Here is a 16,667-nt window from a genome sequence, read left to right on the forward strand (position 1 = left end):
GTGGGAGAAAGTGCGCCGTCGTCCGTACCCTCGATGCCCGTGACACAGACGGTGCGTGAGCTGCTGGCCTCGGAGCGGCCGACGTGGTCCTTCGAGTTCTTCCCGCCGAAGACCCCCGAGGGCGAGCAGCAGTTGTGGAGCGCGCTCCGCGAGCTCGAGCGGCTCCGTCCCTCGTTCGTCTCGGTGACCTACGGCGCCGGCGGCAGCACGCGCGAGGGCACGGTCTCGGTGACCGAGCGGATCGCGACCGAGACGACGATGACGCCGCTGGCGCACCTGACCGCGGTCGACCACAGCATCGCCGAGCTGCGGCACGTGGTGAGCCGGCTGGCCGCGGCCGGGGTCCGCAACATCATCGCGCTGCGCGGGGACCCGCCGGGTGCGGACCCGCAGGCCGACTGGGTGGCCCACCCGGAGGGGCTGTCCTACGCCGCCGAGCTGGTCGAGCTGATCAAGTCGATGGGTGACTTCTCCGTCGGCGTCGCCGCCTTCCCGGAGCGGCACCCCCGCTCGCCGGACTTCGACACCGACGTCGACATGTTCGTGGCCAAGTGCCGGGCCGGCGCCGACTTCGCCATCACGCAGATGTTCTTCCGGGCCGAGGACTACCTCCGGATGCGGGACCGCGTCACCGACCGGGGCTGCGAGGTCCCGATCATCGCCGGCGTCATGCCCGTCACCAACGCCAAGCAGATCAAGCGCATCGTCCAGCTGTCGGGCCAGGCGTTCCCCGCCGACCTCGCCGCACGGTTCGAGGCCCTGGACGGCGACCGCCCCGAGGACAAGGCCGCCGTCCGGGCCTACGGCGTCGAGGTGGCCACCGAGCTGTGCCGCACGCTGCTGGACGAGGGCGTGCCCGGCATCCACTTCATCACCATGAACCGGTCGACGGCGACGCGAGAGGTGCACGCCAACCTGGTGGGCTCGGTGTCCGAGCCGGTCACCGCTCGCTGACCCGGCTCCCGAGCACCGCCGCGGCCTCGGCCGCCGCGCGGCGCAGCCCCTCCCGTTCCGCGGCGTAGCCACCCGCCACGCCCACCACCGGGATGTTGGAGAGCATCCGGTGGCGCCACTTGCCCTTGGGCCGGGCGTCGAGGGCGTCGTCGACGCGGCTGAGCAGCCGGGCGACGCGCCAGACCGTGCGCACGGCGCCGCGCGCGCCCTTGCGGTCCTCGGCGGCCCCGAAGGCCGCCTCCCGGTAGGCGCCGTCGGTCCCGGCGAGCAGCGGTTCGACCGCAGCGGGCGGGAGGTCCCGGTCGAGCAGGACGCGGGCGAGCACCGAGACCCGCTCGGCGGGGGCGGTCACGTCGTGCTCACCGGCGACGCCGAGCACGACCAGCGACTGGACCGCGGTGCCCACGGTGTTCTGCAGCGGGAGCAGGTCGGCGAGCTTGCCGGCGAAGCGCGGCGCGGCGGAGACGGCGGCCGCGACGCGGGACACGCGGTCGGCCCACCACCGGTCCCGTTCGGCCTGGGGGAGCGAGGGCGGCCGCCCCAGCCGGGTCACCAGCGGGGTGGCCAGCCGGTCGACCCTGCGGAGGACGTCGACGACGACGGCGTCACTGATCTGGGCAGCCATGGCGAGGGGGTATCCCGATCGCGGTGGGCGCACGCGTGAACCCTGCCGCGACCGGAACGGGGGACCATCGGCCGGACGGGTGATCACCACGCGCCAGTGGCGGCCGCACGGCCCGATGCGGCGCCGTGAGCGTGTGCTGATCATGGGGAGGCGGGGCGTCGCCCTACTGTTCCGGTCAGCAGGCGTCCGGCGCCGGGCACGGGGAGGTGCGGGATGCTCGACCGCGAGGAGTACCTGCTCGCCTGGTCGCGGTGGCACGGCGGGAGCGACACGACGTCCCCGCTGGTGCGTGGGTGGCTGAGCCTCGCCCACGCCCTCGCTCGGCCGCTCGCCGGCCTGCCGCCCGTCGTCGCGACCGTCGCGGGGCTCCTGGTGGCCGCGGCCTGCATCCCGCCCGCCGCGGCCGGGGGTGCCTGGCTCGTCGTCGCGGGGCTGCTCGTCGGTCTCTCCGGTCTGCTCGACAGCCTGGACGGCGCGCTGGCCATCGGTGCGGGACGGGCGTCCCAGCGCGGGTTCGTCCTGGACTCCGTGGTGGACCGGCTGACCGAGGTGGCCTACGCCGTCGCGCTGTGGGCGGCCGGCGCTCCCGGCTGGCTCGCCGTCGCCTTCGGCGCGATGTGCTGGCTGCCCGACTACGTGCGCGCCCGTGCCGGTCAGGCGGGCGTGGACCGCACCGGCCCGATCTCGCTCTGGGAGCGGCCCGCCCGCGTCGTCATGGCCGGCTTCACCCTCGGGGGCGCCGGCGTCGTCTCCGGACTGGAGGTGCGCGGAGTCGGCGGTGACGTGCTCACGGTCACGACGGGAGCGGCGGTGGGCGCGCTCCTGGGCCTGCTGGCGACGGCTCAGCTGGGCTGGTGGCTGCGCTCGGAACTGGCCGGGCCGGGCGGTACCGGCCCGGGCTGAGCGGGTTCCGGCCGGCGCCGGCCGGGTACCTCGGCACCGCCGTTCCGGGGCGCGGCGCCTAGGGTGTGCGTGCTCGACCCCTCCCGTTCCCCCCTCCGTCACCCAGGCCCGCTCGCGAGCCGGGCGCCCGCGCCCCTCCGGAGCCACACCCCCCAGGAGCAGCCGTGCCCGTCCTCGTCACCGGGTCCATCGCGACCGACCACCTCATGACCTTCCCGGGGAAGTTCACCGAGCAGTTCGTCGAGGGCCAGATGGAGAACGTCTCGCTGTCGTTCCTGGTCGACGACCTCGTCCAGCACCGCGGCGGCGCGGGCGCCAACATGGCCTACGGGATGGGCCTGCTCGGCCTGGCGCCGGTGCTCGTCGGGGCCGTCGGCAACGACTTCGCCGACTACGAGGCCTGGCTCGGCCGGCACGGCGTGGACACCGCGAGCGTGCACTGGTCCGAGCTCAAGCACACCGCCCGGTTCGTCTGCACCACCGACGCCGCCAACAACCAGATCGCGTCGTTCTACTCGGGCGCCATGGCCGAGGCCTCGCAGATCGAGCTGGCGCCGGTCGCCCGGCGCGTCGGCGAGCCGGACCTCGTCGTCGTCGGCCCCAACGACCCCACGGCGATGGTCCGGCACACCGAGGAGTGCCGGACCCGCGGGTACGCCTTCGTGGCCGACCCGAGCCAGCAGCTCGCGTGGGCCGACGGCGCGATGATCCGCGACCTCGTCGACGGCGCCGACCTGCTGTTCACCAACGAGTACGAGTCGCACCTGCTCCAGCAGAAGACCGGCTGGGACGCCGATGAGGTGCTCGGGCGGGTCGGCACGTGGATCACCACCCGCGCCAAGGACGGCGTGCTCGTCCGCCGGGCCGGGGCCGAGCCGATCGAGGTCATCGCCGTCCCGGAGACCAAGCCCGTCGAGCCGACCGGTGGCGGCGACGCCCTGCGCGCCGGCTTCATCGCCGGCCGCATGTGGGGTCTGAGCCTGGAGCGGGCCACCCAGCTCGGCTCGGCCGTCGCCACCGCCGCCGTCGAGGTCATCGGCACGCAGGAGTACGACCTGCCGCGGGAGAGCTTCCTGAGCCGCTTCGGCGAGGCGTTCGGCACCGAGGCCGCCGACGAGATCGCGGCGCACCTGCCGGCCTAGTCGTCGCGCAGGCGCTCCCCGATGGTGGGGTCGGCCGCCCACGTCCGGTAGGAGATGCGCGGGATCTCGCGCACCTCACCGAGGGTGGACCACTCGTTGCCGCCCAGGCGCGCCAGCGGCCGCAGGTGCTCGATGCGCGGCCGGCCGTCGCGCACGGCCTCGGCCCAGACGCTGATGTGCCGCACCCGGCCGAACACCACGGTGCTGTCCCCGAGCCGGACCGTGCCGTGCAGGACGCACTCGATGGACACGGGGGAGTCGGCCACCCGCATCGCGTCCACGGTCTCGGCCGGCTCCAGCCGCACCCCGGTGTGCTCCGCCTCGCTCTGGTCCGGCGGGAAGTCGGTGGCCGTGGCGTTGATCTGCTCGAACAGCGCCTCGGGCGTGAGGTTCACGGTGAACTCGCCGGTCGCCTCGGCATTGCGCAGCGAGTCCTTGCGGCCCACCGAGGTGAACTGCACCACCGGCGGGGACACGCACGCGACCGTGTAGAAGGAGTGCGGCGCCAGGTTGTGCACGCCGGACGCCGACCGGGTGCAGACCCAGGCGATCGGCCGGGGGACGACGACGGAGTTCAGCACCCGGTAGAAGGCACCGGTGTCCATGGCGTCGGGGTCGAAGGAGACGCGGTCGCGCGAAGCCGGCTGGGTCACCCGCCCATCCTCGCCGCAGCCGGACCGGGCGGCGCGGGCGGTGCGGTCGGCGCCGGCGCCACGGTCACGCCCCGGCCGCGCCAGCGCAGCGTCCCGCGCCGGTGCCCGGCGACCGAGCGCAGCATGAGGAGGTCCAGAGCCAGGACCGACACGGGGTGGGCCAGCGCGTCGGGCCAGACGCGGCCGCCGGTCGCGGCGGCGCTGACGGCCCGGCCGGCCACTCCGGCCGCGTATCCGACCAGGCCGGCGCGGGAGCCGCGCAGCGCCGCGGCCGGGGGCAGCACCCAGATCGCGGAGAGCACGCCGGCCGCGGCCAGCCCGGCGGCCGGCGAGCCCCCGACCGCGGCCCACAGCGACTTGCCGTAGCCCTCGCGCACGCCCGCCCAGCCGTCGTACATCCGGCACACGGCGAGGTTCGACCCGTCGACGACGACCCCGCGCCCACCGGCCGCCTTGACGGCACGCAGGAGGGCGACGTCCTCGACGACGGCGCCACGGACGGCGGCGTGCCCGCCGGCCCGCTCGTAGGCCGCGCGCCGCACGACGAGGAACTGCCCGTTGGCCGCCGCCAGGGACGGCCGGGGCGAGCGCTCGGCCAGCCGGAGCGGCAGGAACGTCGTCCACAGCCACTGCTGCAACGGCTGGACCAGCCGCTCGGCCGTGCTGCCGGTCAGCTGCCGCGGCCAGGGGGACACCAGGTCCAGCCCGGCGGCGTCCAGCACCGCGACGGCCGCGGCGACGGCGTCGGGCATCAGGCGGACGTCGGCATCCAGGAACACCAGCACGTCGGCGTCGGTCTCGGCCGCTCCCTGCGCGCACGCGTTCGGCTTGCCGAGCCAGCCCGGCTCCGGCGGCCGGGCGCGGACCAGCCGCACGCGCGGGTCGGGATGTCCGGCGACGAGCGCGGCGGTGCCGTCGGTCGACCCGTCGTCGACGACGACCACCCGGAGGTCGGGGACCCCTCGCTGGTCCAGCGCCGCCGCGAGGCAGTCGAGGACGTTCGCCGCCTCGTCGCGCACCGGGACGACCAGGGCCACCGTCCTGCTCACCGGTGCCGGGGCGGCCGGGGGGCGGCGCAGCACCGCGGCGTTCAGGGCCGCGTGCGCCGCGCCCGCGACGGACAGCGCCGCCAGCCCGCGCAGCAGCCGGCCGCTCACCGGTGCCGGGACCGCTGGACGGCGAGGACGACGAGCACCGCGGCACCCAGGACGGCGCCCCAGGCGGCCGATCCGGGCAGACCCAGCCAGCCGGCGTGCGCGAGCGCGCCGCCGAGCGTCATCCAGGCCATCGCGAGCAGCGGGGCGGCGTCACCGACCGCTGGGGGAGCGGCGGTGCGCTCGACGAGGACGTCGAGCAGCGTCATGAGGACCGCCCCGGCCAGCAGCCAGCCGGCCAGGTTGGTCAGCGGCACGGTGTCGATGCCGGGCAGCCCGGGATCGGGGTCCGCCCACGTCCAGTAGCCGGCGTCCACCATCTGCGGGTCCAGGACGACGTCCCAGGCGGCGAAGAGGGCCGCGGCCCACGCGATGCGGGCCGGCCGCCGTCGCGCCGCGCGCACCGGACGGGCCAGCCGGACGGCGAGCAGCCAGCTCGGCCAGGCCATCATCAGCCAGGCCAGCGGGACGAGGAACGGCACGCCGAGCAGGGTGGGGCCCAGGGTGCCGCTGTAGGTGTAGCTGCCGTAGGGGAAGCCGGTGGCCAGGCCGATGCTCTCGAACGCCACCGCGACGACGCCGACGAGCGCCAGCACGCCGACGCCCGTGCGCGGTCCCCCGCTCAGCCAGGCGTGCACCACCGAGAGCGTCGCGCCCAGCAGCACGATCGCCCAGCTGACCGCGTTCCGGGTGTCGCCGCTGGTGAGCGGATAGGCGATCGCCGTGCCCACGAGCGCGATCGCCAGCGCGAGGGGAGCTGCCCGCCGCACCCCCGATCCGTGCAGGACCGGTGTCCCCGGGGCCTCGGCCGCCGTCGTCACCGCGAGCCCCGGACGCGGCCGGCGACCCGGCGCACGACCCGGCCGGCCGCCGCGCGGGCGAGGGCGGCCCGCGACCGGTCGCCGAGCACCACCCGGGCCGCGCTGCGGCCGGAGTTGCCGGAGACGCCGCCACCCGGGTGCGTGGACGCGCCGGCGAGGTAGAGCCCGGGCAGGCCCGGCACCCGGTAGCCCGACAGCGCAGGCGTGGGCCGGAACCCGAACATGCTGGCCAGCCCCATCTCGACGTGCATGACGTTGCCGCGGGGCAGGGAGAGCTCCCGCTCGAGGGCCAAGGGGGTCTGGACGTACAGCCGCTGTACCGAGTCGGCGAAGCCGGGGGCGAACCGGTCGACCGCCCCGACCAGGCGCTGCGCCTCGTGATCGGCGAGGGCGTCCCAGTCGGCGCCGTCGGCCAGGGCGTAGGGGTACCACTGACCCCAGATCGTCACGACGTGGGAGCCGGCCGGCGCGAGCGTCTCGTCGCTGGCGGAGAAGGACATCGCCAGCGGCACCGGGTCGCGGGGGACCCGCCCGGCGCCCCAGTCGCCGTGCGCGGCGGCCAGCTGTGCGCGGTCGGTGCACAAGAGTTGCAGTCCCTGTAACGACTCCTCCGGGGTGGCGCCGGGATAGCCCGGGAGGGCGGTGGTGAGCGCCCGCACCACCAGCCCGAAGCCGTTGCCCACCGGCGGATCGGCCTCGGCCAGGACGGGTGGCGCCGCCTCGCCGGCCAGGCGACGGGTGACCCCGATGTGGCAGGCGGCGACCACGGTGCCGGTGGAGATGCGGCGTCCCGACTCCGTCTCGACACCGGTGATGCGCGGGCCGGTGCCGTCGTCGTCGACCAGCAGGCGGGCGGCGCCGTCCCCGAGCACCACCCGTCCGCCGTCGGCCTCCAGGCGTCGTCGCAGCGCCGCGGTGAGCCCGCCGGAGCCGCCGACGGGGTGCCCGGGCGGGACGTCGTGCAGCAGCGCGACCCAGCCGACCATGGCGGCGGTGCCGGGCTCGGACATCGGTGGCCCGGACTGGGCCCCGAACCAGGCGAGGGCCGCCTTGAGCCGCTCGCTCCGGAACCAGCGGTCCAGCAGGGCGTCGCCGGAGCCGAGGAAGTCGATGGCGAGGTCGCCGCCGGGCGTGCGCGGCCGCCCGTCCCGGGGTGCGCCGAGCGGCCAGAAGGAGCGGACCAGGCCGCCGGCGCTGGGCCGGCGGCCGAACGAGGCGACGACGGCGCGGCTGCGCGGACCCCAGACCGCGACGAACTCGCGGTAGGCCGCGGCGTCGTCCTCGCCGCACGCCGCCGCGATCGAGGCGCAGGTCGCGTCCAGGTCGACGGAGAACACCAGCGGCCGACCGTCCGGGCCGGGGTCCCCGGGGGCCGGGGCGGGGGCGAAGCCCCACGGGTCGCAGTCCAGGTAGCGGAGACCGGATGCGGCGAGGTCGAGCTCCTCCACGATGCCGCTGTGCCGGATGATCACGTGCGCGCTCGAGCCGCGGTCGACCCGCACGCCGGGCCAGCGCTCCACGGTCGACACCGCGCCGCCGAGCACGTCGTCGGACTCCACGACCTCGACCGACAGCCCCGCGCGCGCCAGGTAGCAGGCGGCGACCAGGCCGTTGTGGCCGGAGCCGATCACGACGACGTCGACGGCGGTGTCGGAGAGGGTGATCACCTCAGCTGTTCGCCGGCTGCGGGTCGCGCGGATGCATGGGGAGCTGGACGCCGAGGATGGCGAACGGCCGGGGGTCGCCCGGGAAGTGGTAGCCGCGGGCGAGGTCGACGAAGCCGTCGGCGTGGTACAGCCGGAACGCCTTCGTGTCGGCATCGGGGGTGGAGAGCAGGGCCACCGGGGCATCCGCGTCGGCGACCAGGGCGTGCAGCAGCTGCCGGCCCAGTCCGCGGCTCTGGTGGTCGGGGTGCACGTGCAGCTCGCAGACCTCGAACGCGCCGGGCAGCCACTTCTTCGCCGTCCGCCGGTCCAGGGCCGCGCGCACCTGGTCGTGCCACCACTGGCCCGGCGCGATCAGGTAGCCGTAGCCGAAGCCGACCAGCTGCTCGGCCGCCTCGCCCCCGCCCGCCCCGGTGGCGGCGAACGCCCCGACGGCGCGGAAGCCGGACCGGTCGGTGTGCTGCATGGCGTAGCCGTAGCGGCCGGCCACCACCCCGGGCTCGTACCCCATGGCGAGGCCGTAGATGGCCAGCGCCTCGTGCATGTGGTCGCGCAGCCAGGGGACCGGCAGCTCGACGATCCGGGTGTCGGGTCGGGTGTCGGTCACGGGCCGACCACTTCCGCGGCCTCGGGCAGGTCCGCGCCGACCTCGGCGGGGGTGCCTGCGGTGAGCCGGAGGAGCTCGTCGTAGGTGGTGGGGAACACCGTGGCGGGGTGGCCGGCGGCGGCCCAGACCTGCTCGTGGCGGGCGAGCTCCACGTCGACGAGGGTGCCGAGGGGTTCGGGGTGGCCGATCGGGGCGACGCCGCCGATGGGCTGGCCGGTGACCCGGCGGACCAGCTCGGCCGGCGCGCGGGAGACGGAGTCCACGCCGAGCAGGGTGGCCACCTTCGACTCGTCGACCCGGTGCGCGCCGCTGGTCAGGACGAGCAGGGGCTGGCCGGCGGCGACGAAGACCAGGCTGTTGGCGATCGCGCCCACCGGCACGCCGAGCTCGGCGGCCGCCGCCGCGGCGGTGCGGACCTCGGCCGGGAGCACGCGCACCTGGCCGGTCGCGCCCGCTTCCTGCAGCAGCCGGCCGACCGCGGCGACCCGGGGGTGCGCGGGCGAGGACATGTGCTGATCCTGCCACCGGTTCCGGCGGCGTGCGGAACCCCTCCCGCCACACGGGCGCGCGACACGCGGCAGTCGTCTTGACGACGTCCCCGGGCTCCGGTCTACTGGTCCTCGTTCGAACACGTGTTCGAACGAAGAGACGCCGTTCGCACCGATCCCCGGCCTTCCCCACGGGGTGGTGCGGACGGCGGGGCGCTGGAGACGTTGGGGAGGTCCGTCATGAGCCGGGTGCTCGGTGAGGCCGTCGATCGGGTCGGCGAGGAGGTGCAGGTGGAGCGGGGCGCACTCGGTCCGCTGCAGTTCTGGCGCGGGCAGTCCCGGTACCTCGTGGGGGAGCTGCTCGACTCGTGGGTGGAGACCTCCCCCTGGTGGCAGCGCGACGCCGGGGGCGGGGGCGCGTCGGCCGATCTCGTCGCACCGCGCGAGGTGTGGCGGGTGGAGGCGGTGCGGGCCGGGCGCTCGCGGACGGACTTCGCCGGCGTCTTCGACCTGTCCTGGGACGCCGCGGGAAACCGCTGGTGGCTCGTTCGGGTGCACGACTGATGGGCGCGCGACCCCTGATGGCCGATCAGCTGCCCCTGCCCCCGGCGCTGCCCGCCGCCGCCGTCACGCTGCTGGACCAGGCGCACCGCGGGTTGGTCGAGGCCGCCGGCTGCACCGACGCCCGGCAGCGCTACGCCACCGCGCACCTCGGGGCGCTGCGGGCCGCGGCCGCCGTGCTGGCCGCTCGCACCCGTCCCGAGGGTGGGCGCCGCCGTCCGCGCAGCGCCTGGGTGCTGCTCGAGCAGGTCGCCCCGGAACTGGGGGAGTGGGCCACGTTCTTCGCGGCCGGCGCGGCGAAGAGGGCCGCCGCCGAGGCGGGGCTGTCCTCCGCGGTGAGCGAGCGCGAGGCCGACGACCTCGTCCGGGACGTCGGCACCTTCCTCGCGGTCGTGGAGAGATGCCTGGGGGTCCGCGCCGAGCCTCCCTACCCGCGCCCCCGGGTCGTCGGCGGCACCTCGTCCGAGCCGCGGAGGTGAGCGAGCTTGCGAGCTCACCCGGAGACACAGCATCACCGGGAACGCGGTCGGCGAGCGCCAGCGAGTTGACCGCGTGATCGACCCCTTCGTCCACCTGCACGTCGCGTCGGGCTACTCCATGCAGTTCGGGGCCAACCACCCCGCCGACCTGGTGGCGCGCGCCGCCGAGCACGGGATGGATGCCCTGGCCCTCACCGACCGCGACGGCCTCTACGGGACGGTCAAGTTCGCCCTGGCCTGCCGCGCGGCGGGAATCCGGCCGATCTTCGGGGTCGACCTCGCCGTCGCCCCCGCGCTGGACACCACCGTGCCCCCGGCGCTCGCGCACGCCCTCGGCGGCGCGGCATCCGGCGCCCGGGCGCCCCGGTTGCACGCGTCCACCCCGCCGGGCACCCGCCGGGCGCCCGCCCGGGGCGGGGCGGCGGTCGACCTCCGGCTGCCGCGCACCACCTTCCTGGCCCGGGACGGTGCCGGCTGGGCGTCGCTGTGCCGGCTCACCAGCAGCACCCACCTGCGCGGCACCCGCGGCGAGCCGGTGAGCTCGCTGGCCATGGCCGCCGAGCACGCCACCGGCCTGGTCGCCCTGCTCGGTCCCGACTCACCGGTGGGGCGGGCGCTGGTCGCCGGCCGCACCGACCTCGCGGCAGTACTGCTGGACACCTGGCGGGCGGTCTTCGGGGCGGACCTGGTGCTGGAGGTGGTGCACCACCGCGGCCGGGGCGACCGGCAGCGAGCGCAGGCGATGCTCCGGTTCGCCGCCGAGCAGGGCGTGCCGGTGGTGCTCAGCAACGCGGTCCGGTACGTCGACGCCCTGGACGCGCCCACCGCCGACGTCCTCGACGCCGCCCGCCGGCTGGTCCCGCTGGACCTGCGGCACGTCGACCGGCGCACCGCCGAGGGCTACCTGAAGTCGGGCAAGGAGATGGCGCAGGTCGCCGAGGACCTCGTCGGCCCCGACCGGGATGCCGCCCTGCGGCTGCTCGAGCGCACCGCGCGGCTGGCCGAGCAGTGCGCGGTCGATCCGCGGAACGACCTGGGCATCGGCAGCGTCCGCTATCCCGAGCTCGACGTCGTCACCACGTCCGCCGAGCGGGGGATGACCTCCTCGCAGGTGCTGCGTGCCCGCTGCGAGGCCGGGCTGGGCCGGCGCGGGATGGCGCCGTCGGAGCGGGTGCGCACCCGGCTCGACGAGGAGCTCGCGGTGATCGACCAGCTCGGCTACCCCTCCTACTTCCTCACCGTCGCCGACGTGGTCGACCTCATCAAGAGCTTGAGGGTTCGGGCGGCGGCGCGCGGCTCGGGCGCCGGCAGCCTGGTCACCTACCTGCTCGGCATCTCCGACGTCGACCCGATCCGCTACGGCCTGCTGATGGAGCGGTTCCTCTCGCCGCTGCGCCACCAGCTGCCCGACATCGACATCGACGTGGAGTCCGCGCGGCGGATGGAGGTCTACGACGCCGTCCTCGACCGCTTCGGCGCCGACCGGGTCAGCTGCATCTCGATGATGGACACCTACCGGGTGCGGCACGCCATCCGCGACGTCGGCGCCGCGCTGAGCCTGCCGCAGGCCGAGATCGACGCCGTCGCCAAGGCCTTTCCGCACATCCGGGCCAACCAGGTGCACGCCGCGCTGCGCGACCTGCCCGAGCTGCGGGCCAGCCGGTACGGGTCGAAGCGGGCCGGTGGCTCCGGCGACCTCGACCTGCTGTTCGACCTGGTCGCCCGGCTCGACGGGCTGCCCCGGCACATCGCGCTGCACCCGTGCGGCGTGCTGCTGTCCGACGCCACCCTGCTCGACCGCACACCCGTCGAGAGCAGCTACCTCGGCTATCCGATGAGCCAGTTCGACAAGGACGACGTCGAGGAGCTCGGGCTGCTCAAGCTCGACCTGCTCGGCATCCGCATGCAGTCGGCGATCGCGCACGCCCTCGACGAGGTCGCCCGGGTCGACGGCGAGACCGTCGACATCGATGCCGTCCCGCGGGACGACCCGACGACGTTCGAGCTGATCCGCAGCACCCGCACGCTGGGGATGTTCCAGATCGAGTCGCCGGGCCAGCGCGAGCTGGTCGGCAAGTTCGGGCCGCAGACCTTCGAGGACATCATCATCGACATCTCGCTGTTCCGGCCCGGCCCGGTGAAGAGCGACATGGTCACCCCGTTCCTCATGGCCCGGAACGGCTGGCGCGACGCGGTCTACCCGCACCCCGACCTCGCGTTCGCGCTCGAGGAGACCGCCGGGGTGGTGGTCTTCCACGAGCAGGTGCTGCAGGTGGTCTCCCGGATGACCGGCTGCACGCTGGCCGAGGCGGACGAGGTGCGCCGGGCGCTGGGGGAGAAGGACGCCCATCCCGAGGTGCGGGCCTGGTTCATGCCCCGCGTGCTGGACACCGGCTACCCGGCGGAGGTCGCCGAGCAGGTCTGGCAGGTGCTGGTCGCCTTCGGCTCCTTCGGGTTCTGCAAGGCCCACGCGGCGGCGTTCGCGCTGCCCACCTACCAGTCGGCCTGGCTCAAGACCCACCACCCGGCGGCGTTCCTGGCCGGGGTGCTCACCCACGACCCCGGCATGTACCCGAAGCGGCTGATCCTCGACGACGCCCGCAACTTCGGCATCCGGGTGCTCGGGCTCGACGTGAACGCCTCGGGCGCGACCTACCGGGTCGAGCGTTGCGACATCGAGAGCGGGGACCGGGAAGAGGGGTGTGACGAAACCCCGGCGACGAGCGAGACCGGGGACTGGCGGCGACCGGAGTGGATGCCGACGGCGATGCCCGACCCCTCCCGGTACGGCATCCGGCTGGCGCTGGCCGACGTGAAGGGGATCTCCGACGACGAGGTCGCCCGCATCGTCACCGGACAGCCCTACCGGTCGCTGACCGACTTCTGGTCGCGGGCGTCGGTGTCCCGTCCGGTGGTGGAGCGGCTGGTGCTCGCCGGCGGGTTCGACTCGCTCTACGGCTTCGGCATGCGCGACCGCGAGTCGCGCCGGCCCGCGCACCGCCGCCGCCAGCTGACCCGCCGCGACCTGCTGCTGCAGATCGGCGAGCTGGACCGCCTGCGCCGCAGCGGTGCGCGGGCTGCCGCAGCCGGGCAGCTGAGCCTGGACCTCCTCGGGCTGGAGGACGCCGGGCAGGACGGCCTGTTCCCGCTCGAGGACGTGCCGGGGCAGGAGGAGGGCGCCGGCGGGCTCGGCAGCGGCCCCGGCTGGGCCGAGGGGAGCGGGCTGCCGGAGTTCACCGACGCCGAGCTGGTGCGGGCCGAGCTCGAGGTGCTCGGCCTGGACGCCAGTCGGCACGTCGTCGACTTCTACAAGCCGTTCCTCGCCGCGCTCGGAGCGGTCCCGGCCGCCGACCTGCTGGGCTGCCGCAGCGGCTCGGAGTTGCTCGTCGCCGGGGTGAAGGTGGCGACGCAGACCCCGCCGATCCGGTCGGGACGGCGGGTGGTGTTCGTGACGCTCGACGACGGCTCGGGCTGCACGGACTCCACCTTCTTCGAGGACGTGCAGGGGCCCTACGCGGCGACGGTGTTCCACTCGTGGCTGCTGGTGGTACGGGGGGTGCTGCGGCGGACCGGGCCGCGCGGCGTCTCCATCCGGGCCACCGGGGCATGGGAACTGCCGGCGCTGCATGAGGCGTGGGAGGCCGGCGGACTGGATGCGGTGCGCGAGCTGATGGCGGCGCCGGGGGAGTACACGGAGCAGGCGATCGCGGGGGCCGCGGCCTCACGTGCCTCGCGGCCGGTGGTGGTCAAGCCCGTGCTCGTCCACCCGACGGGATTCCGGATGTCGCCCTACGCCGACATCAAGCCGGCCGGCGACGACGCCGGGACGGCCGCTCGGCGTGCGGCCGCGAGTCCGCCGCGCAAGCTCTGGCACTCCAGCCCCGGCAGCTCCGGCCACTGAACCGGGAACGGTGCCCGCGTCGGGACCGCCGGTGCGCCGGCAGATCCGGGAACGTCCCGTCCCACATCGGTGCACATGTCGTGCGACCCGGCCGATATCGGAGGACGACGGCAGCCGGCCGTCAGCTCCGTCTCGCGACCCCTGGGAGTTCCTCGCATGAAGCGCGTTCGCCGCACCAGCGCTCTCGTCCTGGCCCTCGGCATGGCGGGGGCACTAGCCGCCTGCGGGGAGGACTCGACCGAGACGTCGGCGGATCCCTCGCCCACGACGGCGACCTCGTCGGCACCCTCCGCGCCCACCACGGCCGGTGCCGCCGCAACGGAGAGTGCTCCGCCGGCCCAGTCCACTCCCGTGCTCGGCCCGGACGGCTTCGGCGCGCTGAAGCTCGGCATGGACCGCGATCAGGCGGAGGCCAGTGGCGTCGTCGAACCGTTCGTGGACGAACCGGTCAGCGACAGGTGCCTGTGGCGCTCAGCGCTCAGCGGCGCACCGGCCGACGAAGGCTGGGTCTTCCACTCCGAGACCCTCGGCATCGCAGCCATCGACGCGCCTACGGGCGTGCAGACGGTCGAGGGGATCGGGATCGGCAGCCCGACGGCCGCCGTGGACGCGGCCTACCCCGACTGGGACCCGAGCGACCACGTCATGCGTGGCTACGCCCCGGTGCCCGGGAACGACAAGGCCGTGTACCGCATCGCGTTCTCCGACGGGGCGGTCACCGATCTGGCCCTCCAGTTCATCGACCAGGACTGCTACGAGTAGCCCGATCCTCCGCATCCGCAGACCGGCGCCGCTGCCTGACCGGGAGGGGCGCCACCCCCGCCCTTCCCGCACGGTCGAGGCCGGGAGGGCGGGGCCGGGAATCAGCCGTCGTCCTCCTCTCCGGCCACGTGGCACGGGGAGGAGAGCGGTGCGGCGCGTGGAGGGATCAGTCCTCCTCCTCGACCTCCTGCTCGGCGTCGTCCACGCCTTCCTCGACGTCGTCGACCCCCTCGTCGACCTCCTGCTCGACGCCGTCGTCGACGACGTCCTCCCCGCAGGCGACGGTGGTCAGCGAGGCGGCAGCGATGAAGAACGCGGCCGCCGTGGCGCGCAGCGGACGGGTGCGGATGGACCTGGTCAAGGCGACTCCTCGGTCGGTGCGGTACCTGTCGGGGCACATCTGCCCGCTGACCCCGCTCCGGCAAACGACCGGCCGGTCGGCAGGGGACCGGGCGCAGCTGCACCGGCCCGGCCCCGGCTCCGCAGGCATCGGCGGAGAACGCGGGCAGCACGCGGCAGGATGGCGGCGTGCCCCGGGACCTGCGGATCTGCTTCGTCGGCGACTCGTTCGTGGCCGGCGTCGGCGACCCCGAGCAGCTCGGCTGGGCCGGCCGGCTGGCCGCCGGCAGCGCGCGCGACGGCCTCGCGCTGACCAGCTACGTCCTCGGCGTCCGGCGGCAGACCACCGCCGAGATCGCCGGTCGCTGGGCCGCCGAGTGCCGTCCCCGCCTGGCGGGAGGGGAGTGGGAGGCGCGGGTCGCCCTCTCCGCCGGCGTCAACGACACCACCGAGGAGCACGGCGCCCCGCGGCTGGCGCCCGACCGGTCGGTCGCGGCGCTCGAGGAGATCCTCACCGGTGCGGCCGACGCGCGGTGGCCGGTGCTGGTGGTCGGCCCGCCGGCGGTCGCCGACGCCGCCCAGAACGAGCGGATCGCCGACCTCGACGAGCGCTTCGCGCGCACCTGCGCCGACCACGGCGTGCCCTACGTCCCCGTCGTCGCCACCCTGGCGGCCGACCCCACCTGGCGGGCGGAGGTGGCCGCCGGCGACGGCGCCCACCCCGGGACCGACGGCTACGCGGTCCTCGCCGGCCTCGTCCGCCCCGCCTGGGAGCGCTGGCTCACGGGCTGAGCGTCGTCGGTCTCCAGGAACCCGCAGGCGTCGACGTAGAAGAGGCGAAGCTCGGGCCGCACGACCCTCGAGCGATGCCCTCCCGCTGGCGCTCCCCTCGGGTCTTCGTGTCGAGCGGGAAGGCGTGGTCGCCGCCGTCCCACGCGACGTCCACGAAGCCCACCAGGGTCCCGTCCGCCCGCGCCGTCACCCAGCCGAGGCTGTGGTCTCCCTGCCGGCCGGTCGATCAGTTCCGGCGCGTCCCGCGGTCCTAGCTCCCGTCAGCGACCAGGACCCGCGAGAGGACCCACCATGCCCCAGCAGATCCCGTGCCTGTGGTTCGACGGCCAGGCCGAGGAGGCCGCGCAGCTCTACACCTCGGTCTTCCCGAACTCACGCATCGACGAGGTCACCCGCTACGGGCCCGACCTGCCCCCGCCGATGACGGAGGGGGACGTCGTGACCGTGCGGTTCACCCTCGACGGTCAGCAGTACACGGCGCTCAACGGCGGGCCGCAGTTCCGGTTCACCGAGGCCGTCTCCTTCCAGATCATGTGCGCCGACCAGGAGGAGGCCGACCACTACTGGTACGGGCTGCTCGCGGGCGGCGGCGAGGAGAGCATGTGCGGCTGGCTCAAGGACCGCTTCGGCGTCTCCTGGCAGGCCACCCCCACCGAGCTCATGAGCCTGATCGGCGACCCCGACCCGGCCCGGGCCCAGCGCGCCACCCAGGCGATGCTGCAGATGCGCCGCATCGACCTGGCCGAGATCAGGCGGGCCGCCGACAGCGTCCCCGCCTGACCCGACGACGCGGCGCCTCCCGGCGGGGAAGCGGTGGGCGCC

General features: G+C 75.2%; 17 protein-coding genes. 9 read left to right on the forward strand and 8 right to left on the reverse strand.

All coding sequences use genetic code 11. The features are described 5' to 3' along the window. Nucleotides 1-39 precede the first annotated feature (39 nt). Complete coding sequence (gene metF, locus ACI793_RS12920; protein WP_456606771.1) at nt 40-954, forward strand: methylenetetrahydrofolate reductase [NAD(P)H]; 915 nt, start codon at nt 40-42, stop codon at nt 952-954. Here the strand turns inward: metF and ACI793_RS12925 are convergent. After that, entirely contained in the window at nt 941-1,579 is a 639-nt protein-coding gene (locus tag ACI793_RS12925; RefSeq protein ID WP_456606772.1) for a hypothetical protein, read from the reverse strand. The genes metF and ACI793_RS12925 overlap by 14 nt on opposite strands. Before the next feature lie 213 nt (nt 1,580-1,792). Here ACI793_RS12925 and ACI793_RS12930 point away from each other — a divergent pair, with 213 nt between their 5' ends. After that, the gene (locus tag ACI793_RS12930) at nt 1,793-2,482 is read left to right on the forward strand and encodes a CDP-alcohol phosphatidyltransferase family protein (protein ID WP_456606773.1); all 690 of its coding nucleotides are present in this window, start codon (nt 1,793-1,795) and stop codon (nt 2,480-2,482) included. Nucleotides 2,483-2,646: 164 nt separating this feature from the next. After that, the gene (locus ACI793_RS12935) at nt 2,647-3,624 is read left to right on the forward strand and encodes a carbohydrate kinase family protein (protein ID WP_456606774.1); all 978 of its coding nucleotides are present in this window, start codon (nt 2,647-2,649) and stop codon (nt 3,622-3,624) included. Here ACI793_RS12935 and ACI793_RS12940 read toward each other — a convergent pair. From ACI793_RS12940 to ACI793_RS12965, 6 genes are read right to left on the reverse strand one after another with little or no spacing between them, the layout of a single operon-like run. Continuing rightward, on the reverse strand, nt 3,621-4,277 hold the full coding sequence (locus ACI793_RS12940) for a flavin reductase family protein (RefSeq protein ID WP_456606775.1): 657 nt from the start codon (nt 4,275-4,277) through the stop codon (nt 3,621-3,623). The two genes, ACI793_RS12935 and ACI793_RS12940, sit on opposite strands and share 4 nt — an antisense overlap. Continuing rightward, nucleotides 4,274-5,434, reverse strand: coding sequence for a glycosyltransferase (locus ACI793_RS12945; RefSeq protein WP_456606776.1), 1,161 nt, complete (start codon nt 5,432-5,434; stop codon nt 4,274-4,276). The genes ACI793_RS12940 and ACI793_RS12945 overlap by 4 nt, the downstream gene beginning before the upstream one ends. Continuing rightward, nucleotides 5,431-6,201, reverse strand: coding sequence for a carotenoid biosynthesis protein (locus tag ACI793_RS12950; RefSeq protein ID WP_456606777.1), 771 nt, complete (start codon nt 6,199-6,201; stop codon nt 5,431-5,433). The genes ACI793_RS12945 and ACI793_RS12950 overlap by 4 nt, the downstream gene beginning before the upstream one ends. A gap of 47 nt (nt 6,202-6,248) precedes the next feature. Continuing rightward, nucleotides 6,249-7,919, reverse strand: a complete 1,671-nt coding sequence (locus tag ACI793_RS12955; RefSeq protein ID WP_456606778.1) for a phytoene desaturase family protein — start codon at nt 7,917-7,919, stop codon at nt 6,249-6,251. A gap of 1 nt (nt 7,920) precedes the next feature. After that, entirely contained in the window at nt 7,921-8,523 is a 603-nt protein-coding gene (locus ACI793_RS12960; protein WP_456606779.1) for a GNAT family N-acetyltransferase, read from the reverse strand. After that, entirely contained in the window at nt 8,520-9,032 is a 513-nt protein-coding gene (locus ACI793_RS12965) for a YbaK/EbsC family protein (protein ID WP_456606780.1), read from the reverse strand. The genes ACI793_RS12960 and ACI793_RS12965 overlap by 4 nt, the downstream gene beginning before the upstream one ends. 219 nt (nt 9,033-9,251) lie before the next feature. On the opposite strand from ACI793_RS12965, the gene ACI793_RS12970 reads away from it, so the two are divergent. The 4 genes from ACI793_RS12970 to ACI793_RS12985 all read left to right on the forward strand — a co-directional run bounded on the left by ACI793_RS12970 (nt 9,252) and on the right by ACI793_RS12985 (nt 14,714). Then, nucleotides 9,252-9,575: a DUF6504 family protein gene (locus tag ACI793_RS12970; protein WP_456606781.1), complete on the forward strand. Its 324-nt coding sequence runs from the start codon at nt 9,252-9,254 to the stop codon at nt 9,573-9,575. Further along, nucleotides 9,575-10,051 (forward strand): SAV_6107 family HEPN domain-containing protein, encoded by a 477-nt coding sequence (locus ACI793_RS12975; protein WP_456606782.1) that lies wholly within the window; start codon nt 9,575-9,577, stop codon nt 10,049-10,051. The genes ACI793_RS12970 and ACI793_RS12975 overlap by 1 nt, the downstream gene beginning before the upstream one ends. Nucleotides 10,052-10,124: 73 nt before the next feature. Continuing rightward, the gene (locus ACI793_RS12980) at nt 10,125-13,952 is read left to right on the forward strand and encodes a DNA polymerase III subunit alpha (protein WP_456606783.1); all 3,828 of its coding nucleotides are present in this window, start codon (nt 10,125-10,127) and stop codon (nt 13,950-13,952) included. A 156-nt stretch (nt 13,953-14,108) separates the two neighbouring features. Next, on the forward strand, nt 14,109-14,714 hold the full coding sequence (locus ACI793_RS12985) for a hypothetical protein (RefSeq protein ID WP_456606784.1): 606 nt from the start codon (nt 14,109-14,111) through the stop codon (nt 14,712-14,714). Nucleotides 14,715-14,880: 166 nt separating this feature from the next. Here the strand turns inward: ACI793_RS12985 and ACI793_RS12990 are convergent, their stop codons facing one another. Next, the gene (locus ACI793_RS12990) at nt 14,881-15,075 is read right to left on the reverse strand and encodes a hypothetical protein (protein WP_456606785.1); all 195 of its coding nucleotides are present in this window, start codon (nt 15,073-15,075) and stop codon (nt 14,881-14,883) included. A 167-nt stretch (nt 15,076-15,242) separates the two neighbouring features. Here ACI793_RS12990 and ACI793_RS12995 point away from each other — a divergent pair, with 167 nt between their 5' ends. Together ACI793_RS12995 and ACI793_RS13000 are read left to right on the forward strand one after the other, a co-directional pair. Continuing rightward, complete coding sequence (locus ACI793_RS12995; protein WP_456606786.1) at nt 15,243-15,845, forward strand: GDSL-type esterase/lipase family protein; 603 nt, start codon at nt 15,243-15,245, stop codon at nt 15,843-15,845. A 291-nt stretch (nt 15,846-16,136) separates the two neighbouring features. After that, a complete protein-coding gene (locus tag ACI793_RS13000; RefSeq protein ID WP_456606787.1) occupies nt 16,137-16,625 on the forward strand; it encodes a VOC family protein in 489 nt (162 codons plus the stop codon). The last annotated feature ends 42 nt before the right edge of the window (nt 16,626-16,667 follow it).

The sequence above is a fragment of the Blastococcus sp. SYSU DS0617 genome, assembly GCF_054051075.1.